Origin of the sequence: Phyllobacterium bourgognense, assembly GCF_003337575.1 — a bacterium.
Lineage (GTDB): Bacteria > Pseudomonadota > Alphaproteobacteria > Rhizobiales > Rhizobiaceae > Phyllobacterium > Phyllobacterium bourgognense.
This window is the reverse complement of the sequence record NZ_QPJM01000008.1, coordinates 85,500-104,059: the sequence shown is the minus strand read 5'-3', so window position 1 is coordinate 104,059 and position 18,560 is coordinate 85,500. Positions and strand designations below refer to the sequence as shown.

Genomic DNA, 18,560 nt, shown 5'->3' with positions numbered 1-18,560 from the left:
CCGATGCCACCAATCAATGGCAGCTATAAACGCGGCGAAGGAGAGGACAGCGCCGACATACAAGCCTCTCTGGTAAGCCACTCGTCTCGATTATGCAAAACGAATAGTTTTTAAATTCCGTATAGGCAACAGTTTCTTATAGACCCATTTGGAAGATGCGCCCGACACCACTTTGTCAACACGGCCTAAGACATTTTCGCTTTCAGATTGCTTGCTGCCATTGCATAGCCACCCATTGCGCCATCGATAAAGTGAATGTGGTCGTGGGCGCGGGGCGTCGGCACGAAACAGGTAATCAGCGCGGCATCCTGCCGGTGCAAGCCATATTGAACGATACCCGCTTTCGCAGCGTTTTCGAGCAGCATTTCGATGCGGTGCGAACGCTGACCGTCGATGTCGATGGTCATCTTGAGGCCGTCGTCGAACTTGCGGAAATCGGAATTTTGCGACAATTCGATTTTGTAGCGCTTGGGATCGAAGCCGCCCGCAGTCAGTCCGAGCCTGTCGAGCAGAAAAGTTAAGATGATCTGTCCGATAATCGCGAATTTGCGGGAAATGCGTTTACCCACCGGAGCGGTGGCGCGCGCTTCCACATCGACACCCTTGATCCACAAGTTTATCGACGGGCCCTCGGCGGGAAGTGGGTGGGCGCCGCGGTTTTGCTCGGCTGTAACGGCAATGATATCGCTAACGAGTGTCTGGAATTCCTTGCTGGCACCTGATGGCCCCGGCACTGCGATGATCGACATGATTTCGCCGTTGCGTGCCTCAATCGGATTCCAACGGCAGGAAAGACCAGTCAGGTCCGGCCTCGTACCGGAAGGAGCGGGTTCGATCGCGTAGGCGCCTTTCTTCATCTGCGCTTCCGCCCAACTCGCCCCACCTCCGGCAAACATCGCGTAAGAAACGTCGGGGCTGACCCTGAAACGTGCGACCCGCACATCAAGGCCTTCAGTCCGGATATCGCGCATGGGGACAATGGCGGCACGCAGGTTCAACTGTAGTTCATCGGCAACCCAGGATTGTACAGCTGCCAGCGCTTCGCGAGCGAGCGGAACGGTGAATGCGGGTAGTGCCACCAATGCCCCATCGCCACCGAAAACAAAGGGATAGTTTTTCCTGTCGAGCACGTTGAGGAGAGCAGAGATGACACTCGCGCCGGCCATGTTTACAGCCTTGTAGCGTCCCGCCTTAATCGCCAGGGTCGAATCAACAATATCGGCCGTTGCCAACACCCAGTCATCCGGGAGTGGCTGATAGTTGCCGAGGTCGGAAACACCCTCGAAGTGTTCGAAGACAGGGAGTGTTTCGAAGAAGTCGCCCGATGTTTCTGTAGTCATGCATAACGGTTAGCACAATCCAAAGTGGCGAGCGATGGGTGAACTGCATTGTGCAATGTCTTGGGCAAAAACAAGCGGCCTCCTGAAAAGGAGGGAGCAGAAAAACGCGACTTTCAACTGCAGACTGCCGTTGCGTTGTAAAAATGTGACAAAGCGGCAATACAATAGTTCAGCGACTTGTGCCTCGGGCAAAGCTCGTGCAACCATATGCAGGTTATTGATTCTGTGCCTTTTCAACCAGTTCGAATTTTTAAATTTTAACGAGGATACGGGCATATTCTGCCAAGAAGAAATGGTTCACTCCCGCGATGCATTTTAATCTGGCCCATTTTCCGGATTTCGAGGAAGGTTTTATAAGTGGGACCGTCAAGCATGACACCCTTGAAATGCTTGTTGGCATCAGGCAGCAACTGAATTGCCGCCACATTACGCATGTGGGCCATAGCGATCAGCCTGGCCCCTATCGCGGTCCTGCTCCGGATGTATCCGTGCTCACCACTGTGCCGACGAAATGGGTGATGCGTTATGCAGCCAAGAACTACTTCTCGGTTGATCCGATCATGCGGGCCATAAAGCCGTCCAAACAGGCCGGAATTGCACCTGGCACCATCCGCAACCTCTCGGCGGAGGATGGAGTGTCAACGGAGGTGAGGCAGTTTCTGCGCGATTGCGAATTGCGTGGTTTGGGTAATCTCTATCTGGCCGTCGATGCTTCCAATGCCCATGGCTTTCGCGGAGTGACGCTTTTCACTTTCGACATTGAACGCGCACATGAAGGTGCATTCGTGGACGGGATGCGAAAGAGGTTGGCGACCGTTTCGACGCGCCTGCACAATGTCCTGCATGGCAATCGCAATCCGCGCCTGGCGGCGGTCGTCGCGAAGCTGTTGACGAAACGCGAATTGGATTGTTTGTACTGGGCCGCCAACGGCAAAACCGACGGTGAAATTGGCGAGATTCTCAACATTGCCCGCTGGACCGTCGTGACCTATCTGCAGAACGCCAAGAACAAGCTTGGTTGCTCCAATCGCACATCGACGGTGGCGACGGCGCTGGCCCTGGGCGTCATCGAGATGCCAACCATTGCCAGCAGATTCTAGACCTTATCTGGGTGCCGTGAGCTGTGGCAGCCGGGCATTGTCGAACGCTGCCGCGAGCAGAGCCGTATTATCGGCCGGAGTTTTGCCCGTTTCGGAAAATCGAACGTGATGCAAGTCGATCCCGGTGGTATCGGATGACAGGGTCAATCTGAAATAAGCATTCACGCCCATATTGCTGAATTCCAGATCAAGCATCACTTTTGGCGTTGAATTCCAGTCGAGTGTGTACTCGCCCCCAAGCCCGAAAGTCAGCGTATTGGGGTAAAAGGTCAGTTCCGTCGCAGAATTGACGATGTCGGCAATATTGCCGAACAGTTCGCAACGAATGAAGGCGATATAGTCCGCCACATCCACCAGGCAAAGATCGTGTATGACCTCCTGCAGATGCGCCGAGATGATCTCGACGCGGGCAACGGAATATTGTGTTCGCTTCATATATTGATCCGCTTGAATTTACGCGATTATTTACGGCGTCCATTAACAAATTGAATGAGTTCAGCCACCGCCTTATAAAATTCCGGAGCAATCACGTGATTGACCTGGACCTGCTTGTAAAGTGATCGTGCCAATTGGATATTCTCGAATATGGGTATGTCATGCGCCTCGGCGATCTCCCTGATCTTGAGGGCGATGATATCTTGACCCTTTGCGACAACGACGGGTGCCCCATCTTGGGCAGGATTGTAGCGCAGAGCAACCGAGAAGTGTGTCGGATTTGCGACGATCAGTGTGGCAGTCGGTACCGAAGCGATCATGCGCTGGCGTGCCCGGTCACGGCCAAGTGAGCGCAAGCGCGATTTGAGCAGTGGGTCGCCTTCTGCCTGTTTGTGTTCGTCTTTGATTTCCTGGCGTGTCATGCGAAGTTCGCTGCGCCAGTGTATCCGGGTCCAGGCCAGGTCGAATGCCGCAAGCACGGTGACGGCAATCGCTACGGAGGCAAGGAGGCGCACAATATGCGTGCGGATGAGTTCGGGCAACTGGCCCGGCTCGGTGATGATCGCGTCGACAAAAAAATGGCTGTCCTTGAAGAAGATCATGAAGACAATGATGCTCGCGGCGGCAAATTTCAACGTGGATTTGAGGAACTCGACGCGGCCTGCTGAACCGAAAAGGCGCGACCAGCCCTTGATGATGGAAACGCGCGAGGCTTCCGGCTGGATGCGATCGAAGACGATGCGGGGCGCATTTTGCAGGACGGATGCGAGAATACCTGCACCAGGGACGATAATGAGGATCGGCAGCAGGGCCAAGCCGACGGCGGAGCCGATAATGCCAAACAATCGGCGCGCATCATCGGCACTGCTCAGCCGCCAATCGTCGGATTTATCCAAGAGCTCGGAAAGAAACGAGGCAAGCTTGGCGCCGCTGGGCACAACGACGAAGACCATGATGATGAGAAAAGCGATGATCGAAGCAAGGATTGGTGCTTCCCGGGAGAAAGGCAGATTGCCTTTTTCGATTGCGTCACTGACTTTTTTCTCAGTGGCTTCCTCGGTTTTGCTTTCCTTGTCGGCCGTATCCGACATCCGCTAGCGACCTCGCCTCATGCTGCGGGCTCTTCAGCTTCGAGTTTGAGGTCACCGCGGTCTGCAAGCACAATCGCCGTACGGGCAATTGCCCGCCGTGCTTCTGTGACCGCATTGGCATTGATGTTGGTCTGGCTGGAAAGTTCGGTTTCCACCATGCGCCGCCCGCGGGTGGAGAGCGACTGCAGGATCAGTTCCTGTAACTGCGGTTCACAGCCGTGCAACGCTGTCGTGACCACATCGGTCTGGATTTCGTCGAAAAGAACAAGCCGGGCACGCTGCGATATACGAAGGATATCCTCGAAGGTGAACAGCTTGGCTTTGATCTTGGCAAGATCATCGGCGCCGAGATCGGTCAGGCCCGCAAGCAATTCGTCGATCTCGGATTTTTCCAACTGATTGATGATATTGGCGATCGCTCCATGATGGCTCTTTTCGGAACTTGTATTGTCCTTGCCGGTGAGTTCGCGCTGCAGGATGCCCTCCAGCATGGCTGAAACGGCTGGACCAACTTTGCGGATGTGCAAGGTACGCTGAATGAGGGCGCTGCGCTCTGCCGCATCAAAACGGATCAGGAGTTTGGCGGCAATATCGGAGGGAAGGCGGGAAATGACATAGGCGCTGACCTGTGGATGTTGTGCGGTCAGATAGGCGTGAAGCACGTCAGATGGAATGCGTGGCAACTGGTCCCACACCGACTCCTGCGTCAGCAATTCCGGACGACGGTTCTCGATGACGGCACTGGCTTCGTCGGCCGAGAGCGTTTCACGTAACAAGCCTTCGAAACGCATCCCGGCCTCAGATACCGGCGCGCCATCGGCGAAGGCGTTTTCGAACTGCTTGACCAGCTCTTCGAAATCACCCGGCGTGATCGGTTCGAGCTTGCGCGCATGGCCGGCAAGCGAACGCAGATCATCGGCGGTGAAATGCTTGAGCAGCCGCGATGCGGATGGTCGCCCGATGGCAACGAGCAATGCCGCCACCTTTTCCGGACCTGACAGATCCATGATGGCGCTTGAACTTTGAGGTATTTCTTGATCGCTCATGCGGCCCGGCTTCTAAGAGTTGTGGTGTGGATTGGGATCAGATGCCGCTGCCGATAACCTCGGTGAGGCTGACACCGAAGCGGGAGGAATCGTCTTCAAGAACGATTACTTCGCCGCGGGCGATAACCCTGCCATTGACGACGATATCGACCGGATCGCCGATCTGCTTGTCCAGGGTGACAACGGCGCCGCGGCCCAGCTTCATGAGATTGGCGACGGGCATCGATGTACTGCCGAGGACGACCTGGACATCCACCGGGATGCCCATGATGAGATCGATGTTGGGCTTCGTGCCCCCCGATTTGCGGTTCGGCTGCGGATCATCACGCTTCAAATCTTCGATCGCTTCGTTGAGTTCGTCTTCAATGGTGGTCTTGTCGGAAATGGTCATGATTTGGAAAGCCCGGAGTTAGAGGACGGCGCTTGCCACATCGGCGCTGCGCACGACGCGGTTGACGAATACGGGGAGGATCTTTGCGGGGGCGACAGGCGCAGCCTTTGCGATAAACGCGGGTGTTGCCGGAGCAGTATCTGCTTGCTGGACAGATGCCGGCATCACCCTGACATTGTCCTTGAGATCATTTTTTGCACGTTCGACAAGGTCGATGGCGCGGGTGATTTCGGAACGCACACGATCGGAATCTTTCAGCCTGGCCTCAAGCCGGACGCTTTCATCGCGGCAGCTTTCGCGCTCGGCCTGCAGGATCGCCAGTGCCTGCTGCAGATTGGCGGCAGAGCTGGCGACCTGATGTGCCATGATGCGGCTCATGGCTGTAAGGCGCTTGGCCTTGCGCAGCGCCGCAAAGAAGACGACGAGGGACACCGCCGTCAGCGCGATCGAAATAAAATTAATCAGCGGCAAGCTCATCGAGGAGATCCTCTTCTTCATTGACGGAATCGGTGATCCGCACGGTGAATGCGCTGCCCGCCTTGCCAAGCCGACATTTGTAAAGCGCCTGTTTGCCGCTGCGCAGACGGACCTGATCGATGGCGTCCTTGGGCAAATGCAGCACCTGACCCGGCCGCAACAGAGCGATTTGTTCAAGCGTCATCGAGCCTTGCTGCAGATAGGCTTCAACATCGATGCGGGCGCGGCTGACTTCGAGCCGCAGTTTCTTGGCCCATGCAGGATCGGAATGATGTGCCGGCTGCCGAAGCAACCGGGCAATTGCTTCCTGCATTGGCTTGAAACTGGACCGCGGCAAAAGGATCAGGATCTGACCCGAGCGCCCGCTAGCCTTCAACGCGATCGTGCAACAGATCATGCGTGTTTCCGTGACCGTAGCTGGTGCCAGATGCGCAGCCTCGACGAGGTCGCCGATCTGGAAAAGCGCCTCTCCGCCGGCCGAGAAAATATGATCGAGCGAAGCGGTAACATCGCCAAATATCCGTGCGGCGATGCCAAGGTCGACGGAGGTCAGCGGCCGCGCCGCAGCGCCAGTGTCGTGACTTGCGCCCGAACCGAATAGCGCCTCAACACCGCAATCGATAAAGTTGCGGTCGGCAGCGAGCATCAGCCGTGATCCCCACTTGGCAACCGGCACCAGACCGACAAGGCTGGCTTTAAGGAGATTCTCGCCGATCGCATCCTTCTCAAGCGATTCAATGCGGATGAATTCTGCTCCTATCGCGACATCTGTCTGGGCTGCGACCCTCGAACCGAATGAGCCAGCAAGATCGCGGAAGACGGCTTCCAGCGATTTAAGGTCATCGACCGAAAGGCCTGCAGCCCGCAGAATGTTCTCTGCGAGTGCGTCGGGTCGTTTCTGTTCGGCTTCGACCTCCATGATTGTCTTACGCCGCTTGCTGCAACGGGGCAGGAGCCGATGGTGTCAGCGTTTCCTGTTCGACGACATCGATGGACGGGCGATCATAGGCGGAAATGGTCTTGCGGCCGTATTCCAGCGCAATCTGGGGCAGTGCGCCATTCATATAGGCAAGCAATGTCTGCTTGACGATCATGTAGAGGCGGTTTTGCTTCTCACGCGTTGTCTTGATCTTGGTGGCAATCGGGCCGACGACGCCATAGGAAAGAAAAATACCGGCGAAGGTTCCAACGAGTGCCGCGCCTATCAAATGGCCGAGCACCTCCGGCGACTCGTTCAGCGCACCCATGGCCTTGATCACACCGAGTACCGCCGCGACGATGCCGAGTGCCGGAAGGCCTTCGGAGACGCTGACCATGGCATTGTAGGGCTTGAGCTTGTCACGGGAGATGGTGTGGATCTCTTCGTCCATCAAGGCTTCGATCTCATGCGAGCGCGCATTGCCGATGATGATGAGACGGCAATAATCGCAGATGAAATGGGTCAGATCGTGGTTCTTGAGCACGCTCGGAAAGGTTTGGAAAATTGTCGATTCCGTTGGGTTGTCAATGTGAACCTCAACTTCATTGCGCGACTTGGCACGCAATTCCCGCATCAGGGCGTAAAGGACCCCGAGCACATCGAGATAGTCCCGCTGCTTGGGAATCTTGTTGGTAAAGGCTTCCATACAGGCCCGTCCCGTATCCTTGACCGCCGAAAACGGATTGGCCACCAGGAAGGTGCCGAGCGCAGAGCCACCGATGATGACGAATTCCCAAGGTTGTATGAGCACGGCAACGTGGCCGCCCATGGCGATAAATCCGCCGAGAAGACATCCCATCGTCACGACGAGTCCAACAAGAATACCCAAGACACTCTCCTGCCACGTTTATCGATAGAGCGCTAGCAGCGTCGGCTTGCGTGAACCTTGCAGGAGATGGAAGCCCCCCGTGAGGCACCGCCAGCTTCAGGCAAGCTTGATTTGACACATATGAGCCAAACGTTTTTCAGGAAAGGCGCATCATGATCAATACGATGACGGGCTACAGGCTGATTGCCGCCGACTTGCCGCGCTCGCTCGCTCGCGTCTCCAAGGAGCCGATCGTTCAGCGTGAGAGCGATTATTATCTCAAAAACATAGGCAATGTGAAATCCATCGACGATTTCATGAAAGATACGAAACTGTACAACTATGCATTGAAGGCGTTCGGCCTTGAGGATATGGCCTATGCCAAGGCCTTTATCCGCAAGGTGCTCACCGAAGGCATAGACAATCCCGACAGTTTCGCCAACAAGCTTACCGATCCCCGTTATAAGGAACTTGCGACGACATTCAATTTCGTCAAGCTTGGCGACAAGGCAACTGCCCAGCCTGGAGTGAAGCAACCCATCGTCGACAAATATGTGCGCCAGACGCTGGAGGTCGAGACGGGCCAGCAGAATGAGGGCGTGCGGCTGGCCCTGTATTTCGCGCGCAAGGCGCCGACCATTACCAATGCTTTCGAGATCCTTGGCGACAAGGCACTGCTGCAGGTTTTTCAGGCGACCTTCAACATGCCGGCGCAGATGTCCAATCTCGACATCGACCGACAGGCCAAACTGGTCGAGGACAAACTTGATCTGAAGGATCTCAAGGACCCCGCCAAACTCGACAAGCTGTTGACGCGGTTCACGGCCATGTACGAGATGAGCAATCCTTCCACTGCTGCGAGCGCGCCATCCTTGCTCCCCGGAGGAACCGCCACCATCGGGATTTCGGCAAGCATTCTTGCGACCCTGCAATCCTTCAAGCTCGGTGGTCGTTGATGGAAAATTCGATCTATGTCGGGCTTTCGGCACAAATCTCGCTGGAGCGCCGGCTCGATGCGCTGGCTCACAATGTCGCCAACATGTCGACGCCTGGCTTTCGTGCCACAGGCATGAAGTTCGAGGCAATGGTGTCGAAAGCCGCGGAAAACTCAAGTTTCGTCACGGCCGGCGAAAGCTACATCAAGACCGAAGCCGGTCCGATTTCCCAGACGGGCAATCCGCTGGACGTGGCGGCGAAGGGCGACGTCTGGTTCTCCCTTCAGTCACCCGCCGGTCAGGTCTATACGCGCGATGGCCGTATGCAGATGTCGACGACGGGCGAACTCCTCTCCGTCAAGGGCTATCCAATTCTCGACGCCGGTGGGCAGCCCTTGACGATCGATCCAAATGGTGGACCGCCTGATATTTCGTCGGATGGCGCGGTCTATCAAGACGGCAGGCAACTGGGCGCGATCGGTCTTTTTACCATCAGCCCGAACGCCAAACTCACCTATTTCGACAATTCCTCGGTCATTCCGAGCATGGCGGCTCAGCCTGCCATCGACAATCCCAATGCCGGTGTAATTCAGGGTTCGATCGAAGGCTCGAATGTGGACGCCATCAGCGAAATGACGCGGTTGATGAGCGTATCACGCGCTTTCGAACGGGTTGACGCATTGCTTCGCGGCAGCGAAAACACGTTCTCCGAAGCCATAAAGACGCTCGGATCGAAGACATGATCGCCGTTTGACCATGCAGTCGCTTGAAGCAGCCTTGCCGACGATATGCCAACGGACGGGCAGTCTTGATACGCTGGCAAGGATCGTGTCGCAGATCGTCCAGGAGCGAAATCCGGTTGTTGTCGGTGGCTATGTCAATGAGGTATCGCGCTCCGCCATCGGGGTTCGTGGGATATCGGACCAGGTTCAACTCGGCGACATCGTGGCAATCCGCTCCGATAGCCAGCTCCACCCGGCCGAGGTCGTCCGGCTCGAACAGACAAGGGTCCTGATCAAGCCATTCGACGACCGCATCATGCCATCGCTTGGAACACCGGTCTTTCCGGAAGGACCGTTCCGCATCGCCCCTGCACCCGACTGGAAGGGCAGGGTGATCAGTGCTCTGGGATATCCGCTCGACAGCAAGGGACCGTTATCGGCGGGAACCGTCCCGAAACCGGTGGATTGTCCGGCACCGTCCGCGATGACTCGCGGCCGGGTGGAAACGGGGCTGCGCACCGGCGTCAATGCGGTCGATGTCTTCCTACCGCTGTGCTTTGGCCAGCGCATGGGCGTTTTCGCCGGATCTGGCGTTGGCAAATCCACATTGCTCGCCATGATGACCAAAGCCACCGACTTCGATACGGTCGTGCTGGCTCTGACCGGCGAGCGCGGGCGTGAAGTACGGGACATGCTTGAGGATACGATGGCCGGGAAGCTTGAAAAGACCATCGCCGTCATCGCCACGGGCGACGAAAGCCCGATGATGCGCCGGCTTGCGCCCAATACGGCGACGGCGATTGCCGAATACTTCCGGGATCGCGGCGAGAATGTCCTGCTGATTGTTGATTCCATCACGCGCTTCGCCCATGCGGCGCGCGAAATCGCCATCGCGGCGGGCGAACCACCGGTATCGCGCGGTTATCCACCAAGCGTCTTCAGTCAGCTGCCGCGCCTGCTCGAACGCGCCGGCCCTGGCCTTAAAAGCGGTGGCACAATTACCGGCATCTATGCGGTTCTTGTCGACGGCGATGACCACAATGATCCGATCGCCGATGCCATTCGCGGCACGCTGGATGGCCACATTGTTCTTGATCGCAGCATCGCGGCGCAGGGACGGTTCCCTGCAGTCGATATTCTCGGTTCCATCTCTCGCCTTGCCCAGCATAACTGGACAACAGAACAACGGAAACTGGTGACCAGTCTGCGCGGCCTTGTCGCGCGCTACGAGGAAACGCGTGATCTGCGCATGATCGGCGCGTATCAGGCGGGCAGTGATCCACTTATCGACCAGGCGGTCAATCTTGTCCCCCTCATCTATGACGCCATGCAGCAAACGCCGGCCTCGCCACTCTCGCAGGATCCTTATAACGACCTTGCGGTATCGCTGCGACCAAAGGAGCCATCATGACGAAACAACAAGCTTTGCCCGGGAAAACCACAGAGACCGCTGGTGCAGAGCTCAGGGTAGGTCGTCCGCGCGATAAACGCTTCGACGGTTATCTGAAGAGCGTCGGGTTCATGCTGGCGGTCGGCAGTTTCGTGCTGCCCTTCGTCATGTACTACGACATTCTGGATGCGCAATCGACACCCATGTCCTCAGGCAAAAAGGTCAATGATCCGCTCAACCGGAGCAATCAGAAGGTCGTACGCGAGACCCATGGCAGAAATGGAGCTTCGCCGGGCAAACCGAGCGCGGAACTTGATCCGATGACAACCGCCACGACAGCGGATCTGAAGGAAGACAGGGTGGCCAGCGTCGATGAGGCCAGCAAGCAGCCCTTTCCCGGCCAACCGGTTTTTTTGTTACGTGAGATCGTTGGCGGACTGGTTATGATCGAAGATGATAGCGGCTACTGGTTCGTCGAAAAAGGCGCAACGCTTCCGGATGGAAGCAAGCTCGTTGCTATCGAACGCGGTGTTGGCAAGGACAGTTGGCAGATCAAGACATCTGAGGGCGATGTGATCAGCCGTACCAACTAGGGAACTTCGTTTTGAACATAAGTTGCTGACGGATCAGGGCCGCAAGTCTCACGCAAGTTTGAAAGCATAGGTTAAGGCAAGATTAACCGGGTCAGACGTGCGAGGAAGACATGCAGGGCATCCATCTGTTCGAGCTGGCATCACGTCAGGCCGAATGGCTCGCGGTGAGGCAGGCGGCGATCTCCGGAAATGTGGCCAATGCAAATACGCCGGGTTTCAAGGCACGCGATGTCGAGCCGTTCAAGGACGTGCTGGAACAAACGCAGCTGACCATGGCCGCGACCAATCCCAAACATCTGGAGATCGATGCGTCCGGCATCAGCGCGACAGCGCTGCGCCAGGATGCGGTGACCGACCAGAATCATTCCAAAAATACGGTCAGCCTCGAGGAGGAAATGGTGAAATCCGGCGAGATCAACCGTCAGTTTTCTCTCAACACCAGCATCGTCAAAGCGTTTCACCGCATGATGCTGTCAGCGGTAAAGAGCTAAGATGTCCGATCCATTGCAAGCCGCTCTCAAAGTCGCCGCATCCGGTCTGTCGGCGCAATCGACGCGCCTGCGCATTGTTTCGGAAAACCTCGCCAATGCACAGTCGACGGGCAAGTCCGCCGGCAGCGACCCGTACCGGCGCAAGACGGTTTCCTTTGCGACAGAGCTTGATCGCGCCACGGGTGTCGAAACGGTGCGCATCGCCGAAGTCGGCAAGGATACCTCCGCCTTTACCGAAGAATATGACCCGAGCCATCCGGCAGCCGATGCCAATGGCTATGTGAAATTGCCCAATGTCAGCATGGTCGTTGAAATGGCGGACATGCGCGAAGCCAATCGCTCCTATGAAGCCAATCTCCAGGTGGTCAAGCAAGCACGCGAACTGATTGCCATGACTGTCGACCTTTTGAGGAATTCCTGATGATAGACCAACTTCTCAGTGTTTCCACGCGTAACGCTCTGTCGAATTTGGCGCAGACCGTCACCCAGGGCGCAGCGTCCCCCGCTGCGGCCACCGGCCAGGCTTCATTCGGCAATGTTCTGTCGCAACTCGCAGGATCGGTCAGTAACAAGCTTGAAGGTGCGGAAGCTGTTTCGATGAAGAGTATGACAGGTGACGTGCCGACCCGGGACGTCGTGAATGCGGTCATGGATGCGGAACAATCGCTGCAAACGGCCATCGCCATCCGCGACAAGATCGTCCAGGCCTATCTCGAAATCAGCCGCATGCCTATCTAAGGGATCAACGATGAAAGCGCTTACTATTGCTGCAACCGGCATGAATGCCCAGCAGCTCAATCTGGAAGTGATTGCCAATAACATCGCCAACATCAACACAACGGGCTTCAAGCGCGCCAAGGCCGAATTTTCGGATCTGCTGTATCAGGCGGAACGGACGGCAGGCGTGCCCAATGCGGCGAACCAAAGCATCATTCCGGAAGGGGCAATGGTCGGGCTTGGGGTTCAGACATCGGCTGTCCGCAATTTGCATATCCAGGGCAGCCTCAACCAGACCGGCAACCCGTTCGACGTGGCGCTGGTTGGCCGCGGATGGTTCCAGATCCAGAATCCGGCTGGCGAGACGCTGTATAGCCGAGCCGGCGCATTCAACACGAACAGTACCGGCCAGCTGGTGACGCTCGATGGAAATCTGGTCGAACCGAACATCATTGTCCCGACCGATGCGATCGAGGTCAAGATCACCGATACGGGCCAGGTGTTTGCGAAAATGGCTGATCAGACGGCGCTCGTCGATCTCGGCCAGCTGACGATCGCCAATTTCGCCAATGAAGCCGGGTTGGAGCCACTTGGCGACAATCTTTACAAGCAGACGGATGCGTCAGGGGACGCGGTTGTCGGTGTCCCGGGCGATCCTGGATTTGCGACATTGAAGCAAGCCTATCTCGAGAATTCCAACGTCGATCCGGTCAAGGAAATCACTGATCTGATCACCGCGCAGCGCGCCTACGAGATGAATTCGAAGGTGATTCAGGCTGCGGACGAAATGGCTCAGGTCGTTTCCAAGAACCTGCGCTAGGACAATCATGAAGGTGGCAATTTACTCGGCTAAAAATATCATTCGCATCATGGCTATGGCCAGCTGCGTCTGGCCGTTGGCATTTGCCGCCTATGCCGACCGCATAGCGTTTCTGGTTCCATCGCAGATCATCTATCCGGGCGAGATCATTGGCGGTTCCGGTCTTCAAGAAAAGTATTTTACCATCAAGGCGAGCGCAGCGGGCCAATATGTCCTGTCTTCGCAGCAACTTGCCGGCAAGGTGGCACGCCGTACCCTGCTGCCAGGACAGCCAATCCTGGTCAGTGCATTGAACGAGCCGGAACTGGTCGAGCGTGGTGTACCTGTGGCACTGGTCTACAGCACGGGTACATTGGTCATCACCGCCAAAGGCACGCCGATGGAAGCCGGACATGCGGGCGACTTCATCAAGGTCCGCAATATGGACAGCGGCATTATCGTCTCCGGCACTGTGTTGGCTGACGGCAGCATCCAGGTCGGGATGCAATGATGCGTTTTGCCCTCGCTCTCCTCGTCGGGATACTGGCAGGTACGGTCGTCGTGAAGGCAGCTGAGCCGTCGGCGAATGCCAAACTCTATGGCACACCTGGCGAAGCCAAGGCTGCGTGGCGAAAGGCCGAAGCGCAGGCCGCACTGCAGAGAGGTGATGACGGGCACTGGGGCGGTGCCGCGTCGCCGTTGGGGGAAGGCGGCGCGATTGCCCGCCTGAAGGATATCGCCAACATCCAGGGCGTGCGCGAAAATCAGCTCGTCGGCTACGGTCTCGTCATAGGTCTGAATGGGACGGGCGACAGCCTGCGCAGTGCACCCTTTACCGAACAATCCTTGCGCGCGATGCTCGACAATCTCGGTATCAGCCCGCCTCCGGGCTCCTCGCGCGTCAAGAATGTCGCAGCGGTTATCGTCACCGCCAACCTGCCACCCTTTGCCGGACGCGGCTCACGCATCGATATTACGGTTTCCTCTCTCGGTGACGCGACATCGCTTGCCGGCGGAACATTGGTGATGACGCCGCTGGCGGCGGCCGATGGCCAGACCTATGCTGTTGCACAGGGCAATATGGTCGTCTCCGGCTTCGTGGCTTCGGGACAGGCTGAAACCTTGACCCAAGGCGTTCCGACCAGTGGCCGCATTCCGAACGGCGCGCTCGTCGAAAAAGAAGTGACCGGCAATTTCGGCCAGGACGAACTTGTGGTTGAATTGCGCGAGGCAGACTTTACGACAGCCATACGCATCACCGATACGATCAATGCCTTTGCCAAACGCCGCTATAACCAGCCGGTTGCCAAAGAACGCGACTCCAAGTCGATCCGCCTGCGCCGGCCAAAGAATACTTCCGCAACGCGCTTCCTCGCCGAAATCGAGGGCCTGCCGGTGGTGACTGACGAGGTCGCCCGCGTTGTGGTCGATGAGCGCACCGGCACGGTGGTGATCGGTGAAAAGGTGCGTATCTCGCGTGTCGCAATCAGCCATGGCAGCTTGTCGGTGCGCGTCACCGAGACACCGACGATCGTCCAGCCCGAGCCTTTTTCCGATGGCGTGACTGCCGTCGAACCCAACACGACCATTGATGCAACACAGGCGTCGAAGCTCGGCATTCTCGGCGGCACCGATCTCGAAAGCCTCGTTAAAGGCTTGAACCAGATCGGCGTCAAACCACAGGGAATTATCGCGATCCTGCAGGGTATCAAGACGGCGGGAGCCTTGCATGCGGAGCTGGTGGTGCAATGATGGTATCAGGTCTAAAGAAATCGATCAGGCCAAGTGTTGCGGCGCTCGTCTTCACTTCGGCTCTGTTGCTGCCCGTTACCTATGGCATTTCGCAGGAACCGGCAGTCAAGGAAGAGAGTGGACAAGAGATTGACCGTTATTGCACCAACATCAGCGACAAGGCGGCCGACGAACGCTATGCCATGCAGACACGCGAACTGGCACAGCTGCGCGCCGACATAGACAGCCGTATCGAGCAGCTTGATGCCAAGCGCAAGGAATATGAAGTCTGGCTGAAGCGGCGCGACGCGTTTATCGACAAGGCCGAAGATTCCCTTGTCGGCATCATCTCCAAGATGCGGCCGGATGCGGCAGCAGCGCAGATGGCCCTGCTTGGCGATGAGGCGGCGGCGGCACTTCTTCTCAAACTTAACCCCCGGGTCTCCAGTGTCATCTTGAATGAAATGCCTGCGGAAAAATCATCGAAGCTTGCCCGGGTCATCGTCGGGTCACGCATTGTTCCAGCAGAAAGAACCGCCCAATGAAAAAAGCGGCACAATCAATTACTCTTGCCGGCGTTCTGGCTCTTGCAGGCTGCGCGAACAACCTTCGCGACTTCAACCGCGCGCCCGAAATGTCGCCAGTCGGAACAGGCGTTGGCCAAGGATTCAATGTTGCCGACCCGGCTTACTATCCGTCGCAACCGCGGCCGCAAAAATATTCGCTCTGGCGCGACAGTCAGGCCAGCTTCTTCCGTGACCCCAGGGCGACCAATCCCGGCGACGTGCTGACGGTCGATATCACGATCGATGACAAGGCGAAGCTCGACAACAAATCTGACCGGTCGCGTGTCGCATCCTCCGGCTATGGATTGTCCGCTGACATTGGCGGTAGCGGGGTGTCCGCCAGCGATATTGAAGGAAACCTTGCGCTCAATTCGGATAGCCGGTCCAAGGGCGAAGGCAAGATCGACCGATCGGAAAAGATCAATCTGCAGGTCGCAGCGATCGTGACCGCCATTTTGCCGAACGGCAACATGGTTATCCGGGGTTCTCAGGAAATCGGGGTCAACAACGAGTTGCGCGTTCTGAATGTGGCCGGCGTGGTCCGCCCCCGCGACATCACCAATCTGAACAGAATTCCCTACGACAAGATTGCCGAGGCGCGGATCTTCTATGGAGGACGCGGACGCCAGAGCGAAGTGCAACAGCCGCCTTGGGGGCAGCAGATCCTCGACACCGTCTCGCCGATCTAGGATTGATGATGAGCGTTTCTGAAGATACTCAATCTGCGCCGAAAAGCGCTTCGATTGTCGCGCTGATCGGTGTCGTTGCGGTGCTGACGCTTGTCGCAGCGGGCGGTGGATGGTTGCTTGGCGGCCAACTCGGCTTGGGCCTTGCCGAAGCAGCCAAGACTGAGGGTGCGAAACAGGCTACAGCAGCGGAAGTTCCCACGGGCAGCGTCGTTCCGCTGAAACCAATACTCACCAACATCAAGATACCGCAGGACGTGTGGATCAGGCTCGAAGCCGGCGTCGTGGCGCGGCCCGGTGAAAAAGTTTCGGACGAGCTTGCCGCCACGCTCGCCGGTGATTTTACAGCCTTCATGAGAACGGTCAATTTGATGCAACTGCGCGGTCCCGCGGGTATCGAGTATCTAAGGACTGATTTGCAGGAGCGCGCGGCGATACGCTCCGAAGGCAAGATCGAAAAAGTCTATATCTGGGCGCTGGTGATGGAATGAAAAGACGTTTTCTGACGCCCGCGTTACTCCTGGTTCTCACCGGGACCGCGATGGCGCAAAGCTCGCTGCTCGAAGGTTTGCTCCCGCCCGGCAGTGCATCGACCAGCGGCCAGATCATACAGATGCTGGCGGCGCTGACGGTGCTGTCCATCGCGCCGGGCCTGTTGATCATGGTGACCAGCTTTACCCGCTTCGCCATTGCCTTTTCGATGCTGCGCTCCGGTCTTGGCCTGCAGACGACGCCGGCCAATCTGGTGATGATCAGCCTTGCCTTGTTCATGACGTTCTATGTCATGGCGCCTGTCTTTGATCGGGCCTGGCAAAATGGCGTCCAGCCGCTGGTCAACAACCAAATTACACAGCAAGTGGCTATCAACGAGATCGCCACCCCGTTCCGCGAGTTCATGCTGCGACAGGTGCGCGACAAGGATCTGCGGCTTTTCGAGGATCTGGCGGACGAGTCATTTCGCACCAAAGCTAATGACGTAGTCGACATGCGCATCCTTATTCCCGCCTTCATGATCTCCGAACTGCGCCGCGGCTTCGAGATCGGTTTTTTGATCGTACTGCCCTTTCTGGTGATCGATCTCATCGTTGCGACGCTGACAATGTCAATGGGCATGATGATGCTGCCGCCAACAGTGTTGTCGCTGCCGTTCAAGATCCTGTTTTTTGTGCTGATCGACGGCTGGAATATTCTCGTCGGCAGCCTCATACGGTCATTTTCCTGAAAGGTTTTCCAGCTCTTTAACGAGAAGAAAAAATTAACGCTCTGTGTTATTGAAACTGTAATGCTTATGTCGTACTCATCACGCCATGACGGGTTGTCATTGAGACAATAGGCATCATGCCGCTCCGTCAAATCGGTAAAATCCGATATGTCCCGATCCAAGATATCATCAGGGGCTTCATCCTATGACCAGCATTCTTACAAACGCATCAGCAATGACTGCGCTGCAGACACTCAACACAACCAACAAGAACCTTGCTACCACGCAGGACCGTATCGCTACCGGTCAGCGCGTTTCTACCGCTTCTGACAATGCTGCCTACTGGTCAATCGCCACCGGCATGCGCACGCAGAATTCCGCTCTTTCGGCAGTCAAGGACGGTCTTGGTCTCGGCGCGTCGATCGTTGACACCGCTTACACCGCATTGACCAGTGCTATTGACCTCGCCAGCAAGATTCAGGCGAAATATGTTGCCAAGGAAACGCCTGGTACCGACGGCACCATCATCGATGCCGATATCGCTGAAATGAAGGCCCAGATCGTCGAGATGGCGCAGGGTGCAACATTCCAGGGGGTAAATCTTCTGGAGACTGGTGGTGCGGCACAGAACATCGTGACCGGCTACACATCCGGTACCGGCGTAACAACGATGAGCGTCGCGGCCTATGACCTTGAAGCCGCATTGACCGCTGCAACATCGTCCTCAACCGTTGAAACAGCCGTCAACGCCATGAAGGCTGCCGCTGCCGCCCTTGGCTCTGCCAAGACTCGTATTGATACACAGCAGACGTTCACAGGCAACCTGATGGACGCAATCGATCGCGGCGTTGGCCAGCTCGTAGACGCTGACATGAACGCGGAATCGGCACGTTTGTCGGCTCTTCAGGTTCAGCAGCAGCTGGGTATCCAGGCTCTTTCGATTGCCAACTCCAGCAACCAGAGCATCCTGTCGCTGTTCCGCGGCTAATAACGATAATTCTTCTGACTAGATTTGGGCCACGCTTCGCGCGTGGCCCTTTTTTGTTTGGAAACGACACTCCG

General features: G+C 56.9%; 24 protein-coding genes. 16 read left to right on the top strand and 8 right to left on the bottom strand.

Annotated features, from left to right (window positions below):
• Positions 1-185 precede the first annotated feature (185 nt).
• Positions 186-1,340 carry a DUF3095 domain-containing protein gene (locus C7476_RS15245; protein WP_114430771.1) on the bottom strand — a complete coding sequence of 385 codons (1,155 nt, stop codon included), beginning with the start codon at positions 1,338-1,340 and terminating at the stop codon, positions 186-188.
• Positions 1,341-1,648: 308 nt separating this feature from the next.
• Between C7476_RS15245 and C7476_RS15240 the strand changes: the two genes are divergently transcribed.
• Complete coding sequence (locus C7476_RS15240) at positions 1,649-2,440, top strand: helix-turn-helix transcriptional regulator (protein ID WP_114430770.1); 792 nt, start codon at positions 1,649-1,651, stop codon at positions 2,438-2,440.
• Between the two features lie 3 nt (positions 2,441-2,443).
• Here C7476_RS15240 and C7476_RS15235 read toward each other — a convergent pair whose 3' ends face one another.
• From C7476_RS15235 to motA, 7 genes are read right to left on the bottom strand one after another with little or no spacing between them, the layout of a single operon-like run.
• Positions 2,444-2,875: a hypothetical protein gene (locus tag C7476_RS15235; protein ID WP_114430769.1), complete on the bottom strand. Its 432-nt coding sequence runs from the start codon at positions 2,873-2,875 to the stop codon at positions 2,444-2,446.
• A gap of 26 nt (positions 2,876-2,901) precedes the next feature.
• Positions 2,902-3,966: an EscU/YscU/HrcU family type III secretion system export apparatus switch protein gene (locus C7476_RS15230; protein ID WP_114430768.1), complete on the bottom strand. Its 1,065-nt coding sequence runs from the start codon at positions 3,964-3,966 to the stop codon at positions 2,902-2,904.
• Positions 3,967-3,983: 17 nt separating this feature from the next.
• Entirely contained in the window at positions 3,984-5,012 is a 1,029-nt protein-coding gene (locus C7476_RS15225; protein ID WP_114430767.1) for a flagellar motor switch protein FliG, read from the bottom strand.
• A gap of 37 nt (positions 5,013-5,049) precedes the next feature.
• Positions 5,050-5,403 (bottom strand): flagellar motor switch protein FliN, encoded by a 354-nt coding sequence (gene fliN, locus C7476_RS15220; RefSeq protein ID WP_114430766.1) that lies wholly within the window; start codon positions 5,401-5,403, stop codon positions 5,050-5,052.
• Positions 5,404-5,421: 18 nt separating this feature from the next.
• On the bottom strand, positions 5,422-5,880 hold the full coding sequence (locus C7476_RS15215; protein ID WP_114430765.1) for a BAB2_0123 family type IV secretion system effector: 459 nt from the start codon (positions 5,878-5,880) through the stop codon (positions 5,422-5,424).
• Entirely contained in the window at positions 5,861-6,799 is a 939-nt protein-coding gene (locus C7476_RS15210) for a FliM/FliN family flagellar motor switch protein (protein WP_114430764.1), read from the bottom strand. The genes C7476_RS15215 and C7476_RS15210 overlap by 20 nt, the downstream gene beginning before the upstream one ends.
• 7 nt (positions 6,800-6,806) lie before the next feature.
• Entirely contained in the window at positions 6,807-7,688 is an 882-nt protein-coding gene (gene motA / locus C7476_RS15205; protein ID WP_114430763.1) for a flagellar motor stator protein MotA, read from the bottom strand.
• Positions 7,689-7,840: 152 nt separating this feature from the next.
• Between motA and C7476_RS15200 the strand changes: the two genes are divergently transcribed.
• The 15 genes from C7476_RS15200 to C7476_RS15130 all read left to right on the top strand — a co-directional run bounded on the left by C7476_RS15200 (position 7,841) and on the right by C7476_RS15130 (position 18,486).
• A complete protein-coding gene (locus C7476_RS15200; protein ID WP_114430762.1) occupies positions 7,841-8,623 on the top strand; it encodes a DUF1217 domain-containing protein in 783 nt (260 codons plus the stop codon).
• The gene (gene flgF / locus C7476_RS15195) at positions 8,620-9,345 is read left to right on the top strand and encodes a flagellar basal-body rod protein FlgF (RefSeq protein WP_114430761.1); all 726 of its coding nucleotides are present in this window, start codon (positions 8,620-8,622) and stop codon (positions 9,343-9,345) included. Before C7476_RS15200 ends, flgF begins: the two co-directional genes overlap by 4 nt.
• 13 nt (positions 9,346-9,358) lie before the next feature.
• Positions 9,359-10,735, top strand: a complete 1,377-nt coding sequence (fliI, locus tag C7476_RS15190; protein ID WP_114430760.1) for a flagellar protein export ATPase FliI — start codon at positions 9,359-9,361, stop codon at positions 10,733-10,735.
• On the top strand, positions 10,732-11,307 hold the full coding sequence (locus tag C7476_RS15185; RefSeq protein WP_114430759.1) for a hypothetical protein: 576 nt from the start codon (positions 10,732-10,734) through the stop codon (positions 11,305-11,307). Before fliI ends, C7476_RS15185 begins: the two co-directional genes overlap by 4 nt.
• A 110-nt stretch (positions 11,308-11,417) precedes the next feature.
• The gene (gene flgB, locus C7476_RS15180) at positions 11,418-11,798 is read left to right on the top strand and encodes a flagellar basal body rod protein FlgB (protein ID WP_114430758.1); all 381 of its coding nucleotides are present in this window, start codon (positions 11,418-11,420) and stop codon (positions 11,796-11,798) included.
• 1 nt (position 11,799) lies between these two features.
• Positions 11,800-12,219 (top strand): flagellar basal body rod protein FlgC, encoded by a 420-nt coding sequence (gene flgC, locus C7476_RS15175; protein ID WP_114430757.1) that lies wholly within the window; start codon positions 11,800-11,802, stop codon positions 12,217-12,219.
• Positions 12,219-12,536, top strand: a complete 318-nt coding sequence (gene fliE, locus C7476_RS15170; protein ID WP_114430756.1) for a flagellar hook-basal body complex protein FliE — start codon at positions 12,219-12,221, stop codon at positions 12,534-12,536. Before flgC ends, fliE begins: the two co-directional genes overlap by 1 nt.
• Positions 12,537-12,546: 10 nt before the next feature.
• Complete coding sequence (flgG, locus tag C7476_RS15165) at positions 12,547-13,335, top strand: flagellar basal-body rod protein FlgG (RefSeq protein WP_114430755.1); 789 nt, start codon at positions 12,547-12,549, stop codon at positions 13,333-13,335.
• 49 nt (positions 13,336-13,384) lie between these two features.
• Positions 13,385-13,825 carry a flagellar basal body P-ring formation chaperone FlgA gene (flgA, locus tag C7476_RS15160; RefSeq protein ID WP_245426377.1) on the top strand — a complete coding sequence of 147 codons (441 nt, stop codon included), beginning with the start codon at positions 13,385-13,387 and terminating at the stop codon, positions 13,823-13,825.
• A complete protein-coding gene (locus C7476_RS15155) occupies positions 13,825-15,066 on the top strand; it encodes a flagellar basal body P-ring protein FlgI (RefSeq protein WP_114430861.1) in 1,242 nt (413 codons plus the stop codon). The genes flgA and C7476_RS15155 overlap by 1 nt, the downstream gene beginning before the upstream one ends.
• On the top strand, positions 15,063-15,590 hold the full coding sequence (locus tag C7476_RS15150; protein WP_342633343.1) for a MotE family protein: 528 nt from the start codon (positions 15,063-15,065) through the stop codon (positions 15,588-15,590). Before C7476_RS15155 ends, C7476_RS15150 begins: the two co-directional genes overlap by 4 nt.
• Positions 15,587-16,300, top strand: a complete 714-nt coding sequence (flgH, locus tag C7476_RS15145; RefSeq protein WP_114430753.1) for a flagellar basal body L-ring protein FlgH — start codon at positions 15,587-15,589, stop codon at positions 16,298-16,300. The genes C7476_RS15150 and flgH overlap by 4 nt, the downstream gene beginning before the upstream one ends.
• 8 nt (positions 16,301-16,308) lie before the next feature.
• On the top strand, positions 16,309-16,788 hold the full coding sequence (locus C7476_RS15140) for a flagellar basal body-associated FliL family protein (RefSeq protein WP_181872460.1): 480 nt from the start codon (positions 16,309-16,311) through the stop codon (positions 16,786-16,788).
• On the top strand, positions 16,785-17,519 hold the full coding sequence (fliP, locus tag C7476_RS15135; RefSeq protein ID WP_114430751.1) for a flagellar type III secretion system pore protein FliP: 735 nt from the start codon (positions 16,785-16,787) through the stop codon (positions 17,517-17,519). The genes C7476_RS15140 and fliP overlap by 4 nt, the downstream gene beginning before the upstream one ends.
• Before the next feature lie 184 nt (positions 17,520-17,703).
• The gene (locus C7476_RS15130) at positions 17,704-18,486 is read left to right on the top strand and encodes a flagellin N-terminal helical domain-containing protein (RefSeq protein WP_106718358.1); all 783 of its coding nucleotides are present in this window, start codon (positions 17,704-17,706) and stop codon (positions 18,484-18,486) included.
• The last annotated feature ends 74 nt before the right edge of the window (positions 18,487-18,560 follow it).

Excerpts from the sequence above, each read along its gene's own strand:
- fliP (WP_114430751.1), top strand. The coding sequence starts at position 16,785 with ATGAAAAGACGTTTTCTGACGCCCGCGTTACTCCTGGTTCTCACCGGG.
- C7476_RS15210 (WP_114430764.1), bottom strand. The coding sequence starts at position 6,799 with ATGGAGGTCGAAGCCGAACAGAAACGACCCGACGCACTCGCAGAGAAC.
- C7476_RS15235 (WP_114430769.1), bottom strand. The coding sequence starts at position 2,875 with ATGAAGCGAACACAATATTCCGTTGCCCGCGTCGAGATCATCTCGGCG.
- C7476_RS15185 (WP_114430759.1), top strand. The coding sequence starts at position 10,732 with ATGACGAAACAACAAGCTTTGCCCGGGAAAACCACAGAGACCGCTGGT.
- C7476_RS15130 (WP_106718358.1), top strand. The coding sequence starts at position 17,704 with ATGACCAGCATTCTTACAAACGCATCAGCAATGACTGCGCTGCAGACA.
- C7476_RS15150 (WP_342633343.1), top strand. The coding sequence starts at position 15,063 with ATGATGGTATCAGGTCTAAAGAAATCGATCAGGCCAAGTGTTGCGGCG.
- flgA (WP_245426377.1), top strand. The coding sequence starts at position 13,385 with ATGGCTATGGCCAGCTGCGTCTGGCCGTTGGCATTTGCCGCCTATGCC.
- C7476_RS15200 (WP_114430762.1), top strand. The coding sequence starts at position 7,841 with ATGATCAATACGATGACGGGCTACAGGCTGATTGCCGCCGACTTGCCG.
- fliI (WP_114430760.1), top strand. The coding sequence starts at position 9,359 with ATGCAGTCGCTTGAAGCAGCCTTGCCGACGATATGCCAACGGACGGGC.
- C7476_RS15225 (WP_114430767.1), bottom strand. The coding sequence starts at position 5,012 with ATGAGCGATCAAGAAATACCTCAAAGTTCAAGCGCCATCATGGATCTG.
- fliN (WP_114430766.1), bottom strand. The coding sequence starts at position 5,403 with ATGACCATTTCCGACAAGACCACCATTGAAGACGAACTCAACGAAGCG.
- C7476_RS15245 (WP_114430771.1), bottom strand. The coding sequence starts at position 1,340 with ATGACTACAGAAACATCGGGCGACTTCTTCGAAACACTCCCTGTCTTC.
- flgC (WP_114430757.1), top strand. The coding sequence starts at position 11,800 with ATGTCCGATCCATTGCAAGCCGCTCTCAAAGTCGCCGCATCCGGTCTG.
- C7476_RS15155 (WP_114430861.1), top strand. The coding sequence starts at position 13,825 with ATGCGTTTTGCCCTCGCTCTCCTCGTCGGGATACTGGCAGGTACGGTC.
- fliE (WP_114430756.1), top strand. The coding sequence starts at position 12,219 with ATGATAGACCAACTTCTCAGTGTTTCCACGCGTAACGCTCTGTCGAAT.
- C7476_RS15240 (WP_114430770.1), top strand. The coding sequence starts at position 1,649 with ATGCATTTTAATCTGGCCCATTTTCCGGATTTCGAGGAAGGTTTTATA.
- flgH (WP_114430753.1), top strand. The coding sequence starts at position 15,587 with ATGAAAAAAGCGGCACAATCAATTACTCTTGCCGGCGTTCTGGCTCTT.
- flgG (WP_114430755.1), top strand. The coding sequence starts at position 12,547 with ATGAAAGCGCTTACTATTGCTGCAACCGGCATGAATGCCCAGCAGCTC.
- C7476_RS15230 (WP_114430768.1), bottom strand. The coding sequence starts at position 3,966 with ATGTCGGATACGGCCGACAAGGAAAGCAAAACCGAGGAAGCCACTGAG.
- C7476_RS15140 (WP_181872460.1), top strand. The coding sequence starts at position 16,309 with ATGAGCGTTTCTGAAGATACTCAATCTGCGCCGAAAAGCGCTTCGATT.
- flgB (WP_114430758.1), top strand. The coding sequence starts at position 11,418 with ATGCAGGGCATCCATCTGTTCGAGCTGGCATCACGTCAGGCCGAATGG.
- C7476_RS15215 (WP_114430765.1), bottom strand. The coding sequence starts at position 5,880 with ATGAGCTTGCCGCTGATTAATTTTATTTCGATCGCGCTGACGGCGGTG.